We start from the raw sequence: 12,588 nt of genomic DNA on the forward strand, positions 1-12,588 counted from the left end.
GGGGTAAGGCTGCCGCCGCAGGGGTTACTCCTCCCAGAAGGAAGCGGAGGTGTGGTAGATCATCTTCTTGCTCATCCCGCCATCGACCACCAGATTGGCACCGTTGATAAAGTCGTTCTGGGGATCCGCCAGAAAGAGGCAGGCTCGGGTGATGTCGTCGGGGCGACCGACCCGGCCACTCGGGTGCTGGCGGTGATCCGCCTCGGTCAGGGTGTGGTAATCCTCCGCCTGGATCCAGCCCGGACTGATGGCATTGACCGTGATGGGGTAGTCGGCCAGCGAGTTGGCGAGGGACTGGGTGAGAGCGATCAGCGCCCCCTTGGAGGCGCCGTAGGCATCCCAACCCGGTTCGTTCTGCTGCCAGCGGGTGGAGGCAATATTGATGATGCGGCCATAGGGCAACCCGCAGTTGGCCTGCACAAAGGCGCGGGCGCAGAGCATGGCGCCGCGCACATTGACCGTCATCACCTGATCGAACTGGGCTGCGCTCAGCTCCTCGAAGCGGGTGTGGAACTTGCTGATGGCGCCGTTGTTGATCAGCAGATGGACACCGCCATGCTGCGCGCGCACCTCGGTAAAGAGGCGCACGATGGCCTGTTCATCCCGCAGATCGAGCGGGTGAAAGTGGATCTCGGGATGGTCGAAAGCGTGAGGGGCCAGATCGGTGGCGATCACCCGATAACCCGCCTCGGCCAGCCCGATGCAGAGCTGGCGGCCAATCCCGCCAGCGGCGCCGGTGACCAGTGCAATTTGGGGGTGATTGGTCAGCTCGTTCATTGTGCCGCTCCGTTGCGCGCCCGCAGCACCTTGATGAGGGCCGACACCTCCTGCTGGCCAAACCCTTGCGCCACCCCTTCCTCAAACAGATCGGCGGCAAAGCGCGGGAAGCGGCAGTCGATCCCGGCGTCGGTGGCGTGACCGGCGAGGCGGCTGATGGCGGCGCTCCAGGTTTTCAGGCTGGCGTAGGGGTGATCGAAATCGCCGCTCGCCAGTGTCTTGCCCAGATGGGCCACATCGCCACCGAGAATGGGCGAGAGCTCGCTGAACTGGGCGCACACCTTGGCCACCGGCAACCCTTCCGCCTCGCAGATCAGGGCGCCGTGCAGGGCACCGAGCAGACCACCGGCAAAGTAGGCAGCGACGGCGCAATCTTGCGCCGCAGCGGCGCCCACCGCCTCGGCCACATGGTCGAGGGTTGGGGCGAGCAGGCGCAGCTCCGGCTCGGCCTCGCTAAAGGCATCGCTGGCCCCCGAACAGATGATGCTGGCATCAGTGGTGCCGATCTGATCCGGGAAGCAGAGGATAGCGCCATCGAGATAACGGGCGCCGCGGGCGTGGCTCCAGCTCTCCAGCGCTCTGGCCCCCTGCGGGCTGCCGGTAGAGAGCTGCACCAGTAGCTTGCCTGCCACGGCGTCGCTCGCCTCATCCAACAACTGCTGGCTGACGGCGTAGTTATCGACACAGACAAGGGTCATATCGCTTGCGGCGATGGCCGCGCCAACCGAGGGGGCGAGTGTTGCACCCAGCGCTTGCAGCGGGACGGCCTTGGCGGCGCTGCGATTCCAGACGGTGACCGGATGGCCCGCCTTGATCAGGGTGGTGGCGAGGGCGGAGCCCATGGCCCCGAGGCCGATGACAGAGAGATGGCGCATGATGGCTCCTGACGGTGTTGATAGACGCTGATATAGATAATTAGGATGCCTTGTGGCAGGTAAGCCACTATATTTGCCCAGTATCGCCGTGAAAAATGGCTTTTATGACTGTCTGGTATAGGTGAATTCTATGGATGTGCGAACCCTGCGTGCGTTTGTGGCTGTCTTCGAGGAGCGCAACATCACGGCGGCGGCCACCCGCCTCTTCATTACCCAGCCCACCCTCTCCACCACTATCAAGACGCTGGAGGATGAGCTGGGGGTGACCCTGTTTGTGCGGCAGGCACGCGGGGTGGAGGGGACCGAAGCGGCGCACCGGCTCTATCCCCGCGCCAAGCGGTTGATCGCCGACACCGACTCCCTCGCCCGCGAGTTTCGTGAAACCTCCCCCTGCCTCGAGCTGACGGTGGGGATTGAGGCGGATCTGGGTGATGGCGTGGTGGGGGCGCTGGTGCAAGGGGCGCTCGCCCACGAGGAGATCCTGCTGACTTTGGAGGAGGGCTGTTGTGGCGATGTGCGGCTGGGCTGCGAATCCTTGCGCTGTGGTGACGAGCTCTTTATCCCCCTGCTGGAGGAGGAGTTTGTGCTGGTGCTGCCGCCGGGTCACCCGCTGGCGGGCAAGGGAGCGCTCACCCCGGCGGCGCTGGCGAACGAGCCCTGGGTCACCTGCCCACGCCACGACTCCCACCTGCGGCTGATCGCCATCCTCGGCAATCAGGCGCCGCTCTATCCACGGCGGGCGGGGTCGCTGCGACTGGCGGCGACCATGGTGGCCGCCGGGGCGGGGATCGCCTGGTTGCCCCGTTCGCTTTGTCTGCCCGGTTGTACGGTCGCCGAGCTGGCGGCCTCTTCCTTCAAGCGACGGGTGGGGCTCTGCTACGCCCCGGATGCGTTGCGATCTACAGCGGTCACCACCCTGCTGGAGCAGGTGCGCGGGATGCAGCTCCCCGTCTGATGTCGGGATAAAAATGTCGGCATAAAAAAGGGCCATCCGGTGGGATGGCCCTGTTAAAGGCAACGAAGTTGCGTGGCTAGAGCGACGCCCACCAGAGCCGCAGTTGCAAGCCCCACTTCGAGCTCCAGCCGGTGGTGCTGCTCACCAGCTTGCCATCCTTGATAACGAGGAAAGTCGGGGTGACCCCTACCTGCCACTTGGCGGCCAGCGCTCCCGACTCGTCATTGTGGGTCGGGAAGGTGAGCCCCTTCTTGCTCATCCCCTTGGCTAACTGCTCCGAATTGCCGGAGCGCAGCGCCACCGTCAGCACGTTTTCCCCCTCCTGCCAGAGCTGTTGCACGGCCGGGGTGGTGAAACGGCAGACACCGCACCAGCTGGCCCAGTAGTAGACCAGCAGCGGCTTGCCCTGACTTAAGGTAGCGAGATCCGTGCTGCTGCCATCCTGCAGGGTGACGGGGGCGCTCATCGCCCCCTCTGGCAGGGTCGGGCTGCGCCACAGATCGAGCAGGGTCGAGATGACCAGCGCCATCAGCAGCAGCCAGAGCGCCTCCTTGCCCCAGCGGCGCCAGCGGGGTTGAGGGTTGGTAGTCATCGCTTACCCCTGCTTGGCCAGTTCGGCCTTCACCAGCTGCTCCAGCTCCTCATAGGGGATGGCGCCCGGCACCAGCTGGTTGCCGATAAGCGTCGCCGGTGTGCCCTGTACCCCCAGAATGGTGCCGATGCGCAGGCTGTTGCGCAGCTCCTCGGTCGCCTTGGCGGTCGGTTTGAGCGCGGTGTTGCCGGTGGCGGCCAGCGCCTTGTTGATGTCCGCCTCGGTCAGCATCCCCTGCTTGCTCATCAGCTTGTCGTGCAGGGTGAGGAAGCGGGCGGGATCTTGCTGCCACAGGGTCAGGCTGTATTGGGCCGCCTTGGCGGAGGTCTGCCCCTTGAACGGCAGCAGCTTGATCACCAGCCCCAGATCGTCCGGATAGGCCTTGAGCAGCTTGGTCAGCTGGGGATCGAACTGCTTGCAGTAGGGGCAGTTGTAGTCGGTGAACAGCACCAGCGTCAGCTTGGGGTTCTTGGCGCCGAGGCGCGGGCTGGTGGCGCTGTTGAACAGCACATCCTTGTTGCCCTTGATGAAGTTGCCAAGCTGCGCTTCCTGGGCTGCCGCGTTCTGTTTCTCCCAGGATTCGGCGGCCTCGTCGAGGATCTTGGGGTTGGCGATCAGGGTCTCGCGGATCAGCTCCTTGATGCGCGCCTCCTGCTCCGGGGTGAAGGGGGCAGCGTGCAGGACCGGAGCCAGCAGGGCTGCGGAAAGGGAGGCCAGCAGGGTCAGGGCGCTCAGAGTCGGTTTCATGGTTGCTCCTTAAAATCGGGTGGTGCCAGCCTGAAGCAGGCCAGCCTTGTGCAATGTGGTCAGCAGATCGTCCTTGTCGAGCAGGGGCGACAGCGTGACCCCCTGCGGCAACTCCGGGCCGTAGATCTGGTTGAAGGGAACCGCAGCCGCACCCCGCTGACGCAGGAAGGCGGCGATGGCGTCGCTCGGTTTGCTCCAGTCGCCGCGCAGGGCCACCACATCGGGGGCCGAGAGGGCCTGTTGCACCTCATCGCGTAGCAACACGTTGTATTTGTTGGCCTTGCAGGTAACGCACCAGTCGGCGGTGACATCGATAAAGACCCGCTTGTTCTGGGCCAGCGCATCTGTGATGGCGCGCTCAGAGAGCGGCTGCCAGACCACCTTGTCAACGCTGGCCGAGCCCTGTGCGCTAAAGGCGCCGCTCAGCAGCAGGGGGCTGCCAATCAGGGCAGCGAGGGCGATCGCCAGAGTGAAGCCGCGGATGCCGTAACGCCAGATGATGCCAGCCAGCAGTGCCAGCAGCATGGCAACTATCAGCCAGCCGGTGGCATAGCTGCCGAGATGGTTGTCGAGCAGGCTGGTGAGCCAGAGGCTGGAGCCCAGCATCATCAGGCCGAGCAGGATGCGCAGATGATTCATCCAGCGCCCCGGTTTCGGCAGCCAGAGGGCGAGTCTTGGCAGGGCCGCCACCAGCAGCCAGGGCAGGCTCATGCCAATTCCGAGCGCGGTGAAGATGAGCCAGAGCTGGCCGAGTGGCGCCGCCAGCGCAAAGGCCACTGCAGTGCCGAGAAAGGGGGCCGAGCAGGGGGTCGCCAGCAGAGTGGCGAAGCTCCCCTGCAGGAAGTGACCGCCGAGGCCGTTGCCGCCGCTGGTGGCGAGGCGGGTGCTGAGGGCGCTGGGCAGGCGGATCTCGAACAGCCCCAGCAGGTTGGCGCAAAACAGTAAGGTCACCAGCACCATCAATCCGATAAAACCGGCGCTCTGAAACTGGATGCCCCAGCCGACGGCCCCTTGCGTAGCGCGTAGCAGGCTGCTCATAGCCGCCAGCACCCAGAAGGAGGCGATGATCCCGGCGCTGGCGGCGAGGAACTGTTTGCGCACCGCTCCCTGTTCACGCTCCTGATGTTGCAACACAGTTCCCAGCTTGAGCGCCAGCACCGGCAGCACGCAGGGCATCAGGTTGAGGATCAGGCCGCCGAGCAGCGCCGCCCCCAGCAACCAGAAGAGGGGCTGGCTCGGCGCTGGCAATACGAGCGCTTCGCCAATCGAGCCTTTGGTCTGCCAGGCCTGCTCGCCACTGGTGAGCAGCAGGCCGAGGGATTGGCCGCGCAGATCCGGCGCATCCCCCTGCCAGCCATCGCTCACCGGCACCCGGGCGATCAGGGTGTTGCCCTCGACCTCAAGCGCCGGTTTGCCAAATTCGGCACCCTCCAGAGCGTCGATAAAGAGCGCTGGTGATTGCCAGCCTTCTGCCCGCTCGGCGCGCAGTTGCAGCTGGTTGTGCTGATAACCGAGCTCGACCCGGGTTTCGGCAGGCAATTGCTGGGGCAGGGTACTCATCGCCTTCGCCCAGGCAAAATCGAAGTCGGCTGGGGCCTGCCCATCCACCGTGAGGGTGAAGGGAAAGTCGGTCAGGATGCAGACATTGCTGCAGGTGGAGAGGCGTAGAGTCCCCTTGAGCGGTTGCCCAGTTGGGTAGTTGAGGCTGAGGGGGAAGGTCACCTCCCCCTGATAACCCTGGGTGCTGAGCCCGGCCACCTCGAAGTGGCGTGGCACCGGCCAACGCCACTGAAAGTCACCGACCGGCTCGTCCCACAGGGTCTGGGGAGCAATGCCCCCTTCTCCCGGACTGTGCCAGTAGGTTTTCCAGCCTGATTCCAGCTCGACATCGAGCAGGATGCGGGTCTGATCTGCCGTGCTGCGGTCGGCCTGCAGCCGTACCCGGGCGTGATCATTCTGTGGGCTGGTGAGCCAGCCCGTGTCGCTGGCCAATCCCATGGATTGCCACAGCAGACCGCCCAGTAGCAGGGCCGCCTTGAAGAGATTCGACATCTTTTTGGTCTCGCAAAAAATTGAGTGACAGCTAACGAAAGAACGCAGCCGAACTCATTCCCGCCAGACGCAGAGGGTGAGGTGCAGACGCCGCTCGGGCGGCGAGATGACTCTGGGAGGGGGCAGTGGCGGTGTGTAGCGCCAAAGGGGGGCCAGCAGGGCGATCAGCACGGCCACGGCAAAGAAGAGCTGTTCGACGCAGAGCAGGGTGGCAGCGCTTAGCCACTTGCCGTTGAGCTGGCAGCTGGTGGGCTGCGGGCTGGCCGGTTTGGCATCCTCTTGATCCGTTGCCGAGCCTGGAACGGGCAGTGCCTGACAGCTGAGGGCGTGATCGAGCAGGGCAAGCCGGGCCAGCGGCTGGGCAGCACAATTGAGCACCAGCAGGCAGACCAGCAGCAGGAGATGTTTCGCTACCCTTTGTTGCAACATCATGTTCGCCCCGTCCATCAAGATGGGGCCATCCTAACGACCAATGGCGGGTGGGGCAAGTCGGCGGCGTATTGATGAGCAGCAATGTGGGTGGCGCGACGGGGAGGGTGGTCGGTTCTGTTTGGCGAACGCTTGTTCGCTAAAAGGGGGATCAGTATACTGCGCCGAGTTAAAACTCGAGGTGTTCGATGCTCAAAATTGCCCGTGTGCTGCTGCTTGGTCTGCTGCTCATTTTCTGGTTCCTGTTCGGCCTGCTGCTCTGTCTGGTTCGTCCGCGCCATCCCAACAACGTCTATGTGTTCGCCCGCATGTATCACGCGGTCTGCCCGCTGATCGGGCTGCGAGTCAAGGTGACGGTGGCCGATGAGGTCAAATCGGTCGGCCCGGCGGTCTACGTCTGCAACCACCAGAGCAACTTCGACATCTTCACCGTGACCGGTGCTGTGCAGCCTGGCGTGGTGGCAGTGGGCAAAAAGAGTCTGCTCTGGCTGCCGCTGTTCGGCCTCATCTTCTGGCTCTCCGGCAACGTGTTGATCGACCGCTCCAACCGCTCCCGTGCCATCGGCACCATAGGTCAGGTGGTGGATCGCATCAAGAACCGCGGCACCTCCATCTGGATGTTCCCGGAAGGGACCCGCTCCCAGGGGCGCGGCCTGCTGCCGTTCAAGGCGGGCGCTTTCCACACTGCGGTACAGGCTGAAGTACCCGTGGTGCCCATCGTCTGCTCCAGCTACTTCGGTCAGGTCGATCTCAATCGTTGGGACAACGGCGAAGTGCTGGTGGAAGTGATGGCGCCGGTCTGCAGCAAGGAGCACGGTGCCAGCGGCATTCGCGATCTCTCCGACACCTGCCGCGCCCGGATGGAGGCCAAGCTGACTGAACTGGACAGCAAGCTGGGCCACAACCACGCCGCCTGACGGATATCGCCGATGAATCGACAAGGGCTATCTCTACATCACTGATGGTTCAGTGCTGTTGCCCGTTGATCTCCTCCTGCGGCTTGTGTTGCCAGACCGCTCCCAGCAGCAGCTTGAGCAGCAGTTGTGGTGGGTTATCGAGCAGTTTGCCAGACTCCAGCAGCAACTGGCCATCGGCGCGAAATCCGAGGCTGGCATCTATGGTGCCATCCTCCGAGACTACCTGGATCAGGCCATTGAGGGCGGAGCGTTCACCGGGTTGACAGCGCAGCCGCAGCTGGCGGGGTTCCCCCAGCAGGGTGAAGGCGCGGCTCAGCGGGGGCGAGTCTTCATAATCGGGCCAGTTGAAGAAGTGATACAGCTCGGCCAGTGCACCAGCTTGCTGGCAGAACTGGTCGAATAGCTGCCCGATCGCCTGGTACTCCTGATCAAGCCGTCTGGCCTGCTCTTCAATCCGTTTCATTGTTTACTCCTTGTCTATCCACTTGATCAGACATTGCTTTTCTGACCCCGTGACTGCCGTTTTCCAGATATGAGGCCAAATGGTCACGAGGTCTGTGAGCCGGATCGAAGTTTCAGTCTGAAAACGTTATCTTGTTGAAACTGGATGGTTTTTTTGCCATTCCGCTCACATTTGAATCGATTGCCGCTGATTAGAATTTCGCGCTTGAAATGGGAACTGAAGCTTATTGAGCTCGGGGGATGGCTCGGCGCCCCCGGGTTGAATTCCACCTCGCCAAGGGTGGGATAACTCCGAGAGAGTAAGCAAAGCGCGACTGCCGACCGGCAGGCGCGCTTTTTCTTTTACGGGGTGCCGTGAGAGAAATGAGAGGAAAAAGAAAAGCCGTCCCGGTTGGGGGACGGCTTTTGGCTGGGATGCCATTGGCTGGCTTAACGCTTGCGCAGCAGCCGCAAGGCGTTGGCGGTCACCAGCGCGGTGGCGCCGGTATCGGCCAGCACCGCAATCCACAGACCGGTGATGCCGAGCAGGCTGGTGACCAGAAAGATGGCCTTCAGCCCCAGCGCCAGCGCAATATTCTGGTGAATATTGGCCAGTGCCGCCCGCGACAACCGGATCATCGCGGCAATACCGCCGAGCTGGTTGTGGGTCAGCGCCGCATCGGCGGTCTCCAGCGCCACATCGGTGCCGCCCCCCATGGCGATGCCGATACTGGCCCGCTTCATGGCGGGGGCATCGTTGATACCATCGCCAATCATGGCAACCTTCCGGGTGCTGGCCAGCTTGGCGATCTCTTCTACCTTGTTCTCCGGCAGCAGACCGGCGCGCCAGCCCATGCCCAGCTCGGTGGCGATCGCCTCGGCAGCGTTGGGGTTATCCCCGGTCAGCATGATGCTCTGCAGGCCGAGCCGGTTGAGCTCTTGCAGCGCAGCAGCCGCTTCCGGTCGGATCTGATCCCGCAGGGCCAGCAGGGCCACCGGCAGAGCCTGTTCGCTGCTGCTCTGGCAGAGCACGACCACCGTCTTGCCCTGTTGCTCCAGCATGGCGATCTGGGCGTGTTGGCCCTTGCTCAGCGTAGCTATCCGGCTCGGTGCCAGCAGTTGCCACAGCTCGCCGTTGATGCGCCCTTCAACACCCATGCCCGGCAGGGCACGCAGATCGCGGGCTTCTACCTGTGCCAGCCCCTGCTCGTTGGCAGCGGCCACCACGGCACGGGCCAGCGGGTGGTGGGAGCCCTGCTCGATGGCAACCGCCAGTGCCAGCAGTTCGGTTTCCGGCTGGCCATTGAGGCTCACCAGCTCGGTCAGCTGCGGCTTGCCCAGGGTCAGGGTGCCAGTCTTGTCAAACGCCACGGTATCGATATGGGCCAATCGCTCCAGTGCTGCACCACCCTTGATCAGGGCCCCCTGCCGGGTTGCCGCCGCCAGTGCGGAGGTAACCGCAGCCGGGGTAGAGATGACCAGCGCACAGGGGCAACCGATGAGCAGCAACGCCAGCCCACGATAAACCCACTCATCCCAGCTCTGGCCGAAGACAAGGGGCGGCACCAGCACCACCAGCAGGGCAACCAGCATCATGGCCGGGGTATACCAGCGGCTGAAGCGGTCGATAAAGCGCTCGATAGGGGCGCGCTGACTCTCGGCCTCCTCGATGAGGTGCAGAATACGGTCAATGGCGTTGTTGCCGGGCTCGGAGACGACTTCAAGGCGCAGTACCCGATCGGCAGCCAGACTGCCGGCCGGCACCTTGTCACCCTGGCGGCGTTCCACCGGAATGGATTCACCGGTCAGGGCGCTTTCGTCAAATGCACCGAGGGCGTCGAGCAGGTGGGCATCTGCTGCCAAGCGGGCGCCCGGGGCGATTTCGATGATATCGCCGGGACGCAGCTCATCGGCGCCGACCTCTTCGCGCACCTCGCCCTCGGCAGTGGTACGGATCCGCAGCGCCTTGTCAGGCACCAGCGCCATCAGGGCTGTGACCCCGGCACGGGCGCGTCCGGCGGCGTAGGCCTCCAGATGTTCCCCCAGCATAAAGAGCAGCAGCACCATGGCCGCTTCGGCGGTCTCGCCGAGAAACAGGGCGCCCACGGCGGCCACCGTCATCAAGGTCTCGATGGCGAAGGGGGAGCCGCTTTTGGTCAGCGCCCACGCCTTGCGAGAGATAGGCCACAGCCCCCAGAGGGTCGCCAGGGTAAAGAGCGGCTGACCGAACTCTTTCGGCAGCAGGGCGGCAACCAGCATCAGACCCGCCAGTGACAGGGGCTGCCAATATTTGCCCAAAAAGTTATCGAATAGATTGCCCTGCAGGGGCTGTTGTGAAGCTTGCTTGCGGACAGCTGCGTGCTTGTCAGCGCTTTCCCCTTTGAGCTGGAAACCGGCGGCCAGCACGGCGGCGGTGACGGGATCGGGGGAGAGGCCGGGGGCCAGATCCACTACCAGCTTCTCGGTGGCAAACAACACGCGCGCCTGCTGCACGCCGCTCACCCGGCTGACGGCTGTCTCGATCTTGCGGGCGCAGCTGGGGCAATCCATCCCCAACACCTGCCAGCTGTGGCGGCTGTTGCCTTGCGCAGGCGCAACCAGCGGGTCTGCAGGGGGTATATCGTGCTCATGCTCATGCTCATGCTCATGATCGTGAGCTGGCGATAAGGGGGCGCTGCAGCACGCTTGATCGTGACAGCTTCTTCGGGGAGGCTCTTCATCCCCGGGGGATTCATTGCCGTCACGGGATGCGTGCTCATGAGGCGTCTGGGTTGAACAGCAACTGACGGGCGTGGTGTTGTCGCAGCAGTGGCTATCGTGGTGATGCTCACTCTGGCCGGGGGCCGCCTTGCTGACGGCCTTGATGGGGGCGGCGTGCTGATGATTGCAGCAGGATTTGCTCATGATGAGTCCCTCTTGATGGATCCCGCCCCTGCGAGATCCCTGATTACCGAGAAGGAGTCTAAACCTTGGTGTTAAGTCCAAGGTCAACCCCTTTATATCCCTTGTCTTAACGGGTGTTTGTCTGGTCCCGCCGCCCCTATACTGTTCACTCGGATTTTTACTACACCAATAAAGGACATAACACATGAGCAACTCAGTCACTCTGCAAGGCAACCCGGTTTCCGTCGCTGGTCACTTCCCGGTCGTCGGTGAGCAAGCCAAGCCCTTCTCCTTGGTGGCCAAGGATCTCTCCGACGTGACCCTGGCAAGCTTTGCCGGTCAGCGCAAAATCCTGAACATCTTCCCGAGCGTCGATACCCCGACCTGCGCGACCTCTGTGCGCAAGTTCAACGAGCAGGCCAGCGCGCTGGAGAACACTGTCGTGCTGTGCATCTCCGCCGATCTGCCGTTCGCCCAGTCCCGCTTCTGCGGCGCCGAAGGTCTGGACAAGGTAGTGACCCTCTCCACCCTGCGCGGTGCGGCCTTCATGGAAGATTACGGCGTTGCCTTCTCTTCCGGTCCGCTGGTCGGTCTGACCGCTCGCGCCATCGTGGTGCTGGATGGTGACAACAAGGTGCTGCACAGCGAGCTGGTCGCCGAAGTGGCCGACGAGCCGAACTACGCTGCGGCGCTGGCCGTGCTGTAAGGCTGCAAGCCATAAAAAATCCCGCTTCGGCGGGATTTTTTATGCGGGAATTGTCCGTTCAGGGCGTAGAGGGCGGGGTGGTCGCCGGTTCAGCCTTGGCGGTTGGGGAGGGTTGCCACTCCACATAGGGGCGGTGGATCTTCTCGTAGATCTCGGCCAGTTTGCCGGTTGCAGCCAGCTGATCGATGGCTTGCCGGAGAAATTCGTCCATCTCATCACCTGCAGCCCGTTTCTGGATGATGAAGACATCCTCGAAATCTCCGAAAAATTCTCGCCTGATATTGGTCAGCCCCAGCTGCTTGAGCATCAGGTCGGCCTCCTCTTGCGCCCAGACAAAGGCGTCGATACGGCCGCGTGAGAGCTTGCGCAGTGACTGCTCGATACTCATCGAGCGTTGCACCGGGAAGGGCATATAGTCGGGAACGGCCTCGATCAGCAGATCCCGTTTGGTGGGCACTATGCCATAGGCCATATCCGTGGTGACCGGATAGGCGGTATTGCTGTAAATCACATGGGCAACTTTGCCAAAACTGCGGGTGCTGAAGCGATAAGCCAGCATATCGATATCCTTGAGGTTGCGGATGGCGGGCAGCCCCAGATCAGCCTTGCCGGAGAGCACCCCAGCCATGGCACGGGCGATGGGGTAGATGGTGATCTTGATGGTCACATCGGGGTAGAGATCATCGATGGCGTGTACCAGGTCGACAAAGGGGCCTGTCTTGTCGGCATTGACCAGCCCCGGTAGCTCGCCAAGGTGGGCATTGAGGATGCGCCCCGGTTTCGGCGGCTCGAGGGCGACGTCGTTCTCCGGATTCTGCGACAGGCCGAGGGTGGCGCTGCCGAGCAGGGTGACCACGAGCAGCAGAAGGGAGATGTGTCTGGTCATGGCGAGTCTCTCTTGGTGATGGGTCAGCTAAAGTGTAGTCAGCCGGTCGCCAGCCCCCTCGGCCAGGCCATCATGGATAGGGTTTTACTTCTCGGCCCCCGCTCACTAGACTTCGCCTCCCACTTCTTTGTTGACGTAGCGCCATGACCTTTAGCGAACTTGCCCTTCATCCCGCTCTGCTTGCCTCTTTGCCCGCCACCTTGCAGACGCCGACCCGCATCCAGCAGCTGGCCATTCCGGCGGCGCTGGCGGGGCAGGATCTGCTGGCGCTGGCCCAGACCGGCAGCGGCAAGACGCTGGCGTTTGGCTTGCCGCTGCTGCAACGGTT

At 63.2% G+C, this 12,588-nt stretch carries 13 protein-coding genes; 4 read left to right on the top strand and 9 right to left on the bottom strand.

The features are described from left to right. Window positions 1-24: 24 nt before the first annotated feature. Complete coding sequence (locus L972_RS06860) at window positions 25-777, bottom strand: SDR family NAD(P)-dependent oxidoreductase (RefSeq protein ID WP_047436945.1); 753 nt, start codon at window positions 775-777, stop codon at window positions 25-27. Beyond that, a complete protein-coding gene (locus L972_RS06865) occupies window positions 774-1,652 on the bottom strand; it encodes an NAD(P)-dependent oxidoreductase (RefSeq protein WP_047436947.1) in 879 nt (292 codons plus the stop codon). Before L972_RS06865 ends, L972_RS06860 begins: the two co-directional genes overlap by 4 nt. A 130-nt stretch (window positions 1,653-1,782) precedes the next feature. Between L972_RS06865 and L972_RS06870 the strand changes: the two genes are divergently transcribed. Beyond that, a complete protein-coding gene (locus tag L972_RS06870; protein WP_047436950.1) occupies window positions 1,783-2,607 on the top strand; it encodes a LysR family transcriptional regulator in 825 nt (274 codons plus the stop codon). Between the two features lie 76 nt (window positions 2,608-2,683). Here L972_RS06870 and L972_RS06875 read toward each other — a convergent pair whose 3' ends face one another. Genes L972_RS06875 through L972_RS06890 form a run of 4 tightly spaced genes read right to left on the bottom strand, consistent with a single transcriptional unit; the run spans window position 2,684 to window position 6,430 of the window. Then, entirely contained in the window at window positions 2,684-3,199 is a 516-nt protein-coding gene (locus tag L972_RS06875) for a protein disulfide oxidoreductase (protein ID WP_047436954.1), read from the bottom strand. A 3-nt stretch (window positions 3,200-3,202) separates the two neighbouring features. Further along, on the bottom strand, window positions 3,203-3,946 hold the full coding sequence (locus L972_RS06880; RefSeq protein ID WP_047436956.1) for a DsbA family protein: 744 nt from the start codon (window positions 3,944-3,946) through the stop codon (window positions 3,203-3,205). Window positions 3,947-3,955: 9 nt separating this feature from the next. Next, complete coding sequence (locus tag L972_RS06885; RefSeq protein WP_047436958.1) at window positions 3,956-5,998, bottom strand: protein-disulfide reductase DsbD family protein; 2,043 nt, start codon at window positions 5,996-5,998, stop codon at window positions 3,956-3,958. 54 nt (window positions 5,999-6,052) lie between these two features. Continuing rightward, window positions 6,053-6,430 (bottom strand): hypothetical protein, encoded by a 378-nt coding sequence (locus tag L972_RS06890; protein WP_005354882.1) that lies wholly within the window; start codon window positions 6,428-6,430, stop codon window positions 6,053-6,055. A gap of 185 nt (window positions 6,431-6,615) precedes the next feature. On the opposite strand from L972_RS06890, the gene L972_RS06895 reads away from it, so the two are divergent. Next, complete coding sequence (locus L972_RS06895) at window positions 6,616-7,344, top strand: 1-acylglycerol-3-phosphate O-acyltransferase (protein ID WP_047436961.1); 729 nt, start codon at window positions 6,616-6,618, stop codon at window positions 7,342-7,344. Window positions 7,345-7,393: 49 nt separating this feature from the next. Here the strand turns inward: L972_RS06895 and L972_RS06900 are convergent, their stop codons facing one another. Continuing rightward, the gene (locus L972_RS06900; protein WP_047436963.1) at window positions 7,394-7,807 is read right to left on the bottom strand and encodes a hypothetical protein; all 414 of its coding nucleotides are present in this window, start codon (window positions 7,805-7,807) and stop codon (window positions 7,394-7,396) included. A gap of 428 nt (window positions 7,808-8,235) precedes the next feature. Continuing rightward, entirely contained in the window at window positions 8,236-10,689 is a 2,454-nt protein-coding gene (locus L972_RS06905; protein ID WP_047436964.1) for a zinc/cadmium/mercury/lead-transporting ATPase, read from the bottom strand. A 184-nt stretch (window positions 10,690-10,873) separates the two neighbouring features. Between L972_RS06905 and tpx the strand changes: the two genes are divergently transcribed. Further along, window positions 10,874-11,374, top strand: coding sequence for a thiol peroxidase (gene tpx / locus L972_RS06910; RefSeq protein WP_005348842.1), 501 nt, complete (start codon window positions 10,874-10,876; stop codon window positions 11,372-11,374). A 58-nt stretch (window positions 11,375-11,432) separates the two neighbouring features. Here the strand turns inward: tpx and L972_RS06915 are convergent, their stop codons facing one another. Then, window positions 11,433-12,260, bottom strand: coding sequence for a transporter substrate-binding domain-containing protein (locus L972_RS06915; RefSeq protein WP_047436968.1), 828 nt, complete (start codon window positions 12,258-12,260; stop codon window positions 11,433-11,435). A 143-nt stretch (window positions 12,261-12,403) separates the two neighbouring features. On the opposite strand from L972_RS06915, the gene L972_RS06920 reads away from it, so the two are divergent. Continuing rightward, window positions 12,404-12,588: DEAD/DEAH box helicase (locus tag L972_RS06920; protein ID WP_047436971.1), on the top strand; the 185-nt coding region annotated here is incomplete at its 3' end.

Origin of the sequence: Aeromonas sp. ZOR0001 (genome assembly GCF_000801015.1) — a bacterium.
In the GTDB taxonomy this organism is placed as follows: Bacteria; Pseudomonadota; Gammaproteobacteria; order Enterobacterales; family Aeromonadaceae; genus Aeromonas; species Aeromonas veronii.

Excerpts from the sequence above, each read along its gene's own strand:
- L972_RS06860 (WP_047436945.1), bottom strand. The coding sequence starts at position 777 with ATGAACGAGCTGACCAATCACCCCCAAATTGCACTGGTCACCGGCGCC.
- L972_RS06865 (WP_047436947.1), bottom strand. The coding sequence starts at position 1,652 with ATGCGCCATCTCTCTGTCATCGGCCTCGGGGCCATGGGCTCCGCCCTC.
- L972_RS06870 (WP_047436950.1), top strand. The coding sequence starts at position 1,783 with ATGGATGTGCGAACCCTGCGTGCGTTTGTGGCTGTCTTCGAGGAGCGC.
- L972_RS06875 (WP_047436954.1), bottom strand. The coding sequence starts at position 3,199 with ATGACTACCAACCCTCAACCCCGCTGGCGCCGCTGGGGCAAGGAGGCG.
- L972_RS06880 (WP_047436956.1), bottom strand. The coding sequence starts at position 3,946 with ATGAAACCGACTCTGAGCGCCCTGACCCTGCTGGCCTCCCTTTCCGCA.
- L972_RS06885 (WP_047436958.1), bottom strand. The coding sequence starts at position 5,998 with ATGTCGAATCTCTTCAAGGCGGCCCTGCTACTGGGCGGTCTGCTGTGG.
- L972_RS06890 (WP_005354882.1), bottom strand. The coding sequence starts at position 6,430 with ATGATGTTGCAACAAAGGGTAGCGAAACATCTCCTGCTGCTGGTCTGC.
- L972_RS06895 (WP_047436961.1), top strand. The coding sequence starts at position 6,616 with ATGCTCAAAATTGCCCGTGTGCTGCTGCTTGGTCTGCTGCTCATTTTC.
- L972_RS06900 (WP_047436963.1), bottom strand. The coding sequence starts at position 7,807 with ATGAAACGGATTGAAGAGCAGGCCAGACGGCTTGATCAGGAGTACCAG.
- L972_RS06905 (WP_047436964.1), bottom strand. The coding sequence starts at position 10,689 with ATGAGCAAATCCTGCTGCAATCATCAGCACGCCGCCCCCATCAAGGCC.
- tpx (WP_005348842.1), top strand. The coding sequence starts at position 10,874 with ATGAGCAACTCAGTCACTCTGCAAGGCAACCCGGTTTCCGTCGCTGGT.
- L972_RS06915 (WP_047436968.1), bottom strand. The coding sequence starts at position 12,260 with ATGACCAGACACATCTCCCTTCTGCTGCTCGTGGTCACCCTGCTCGGC.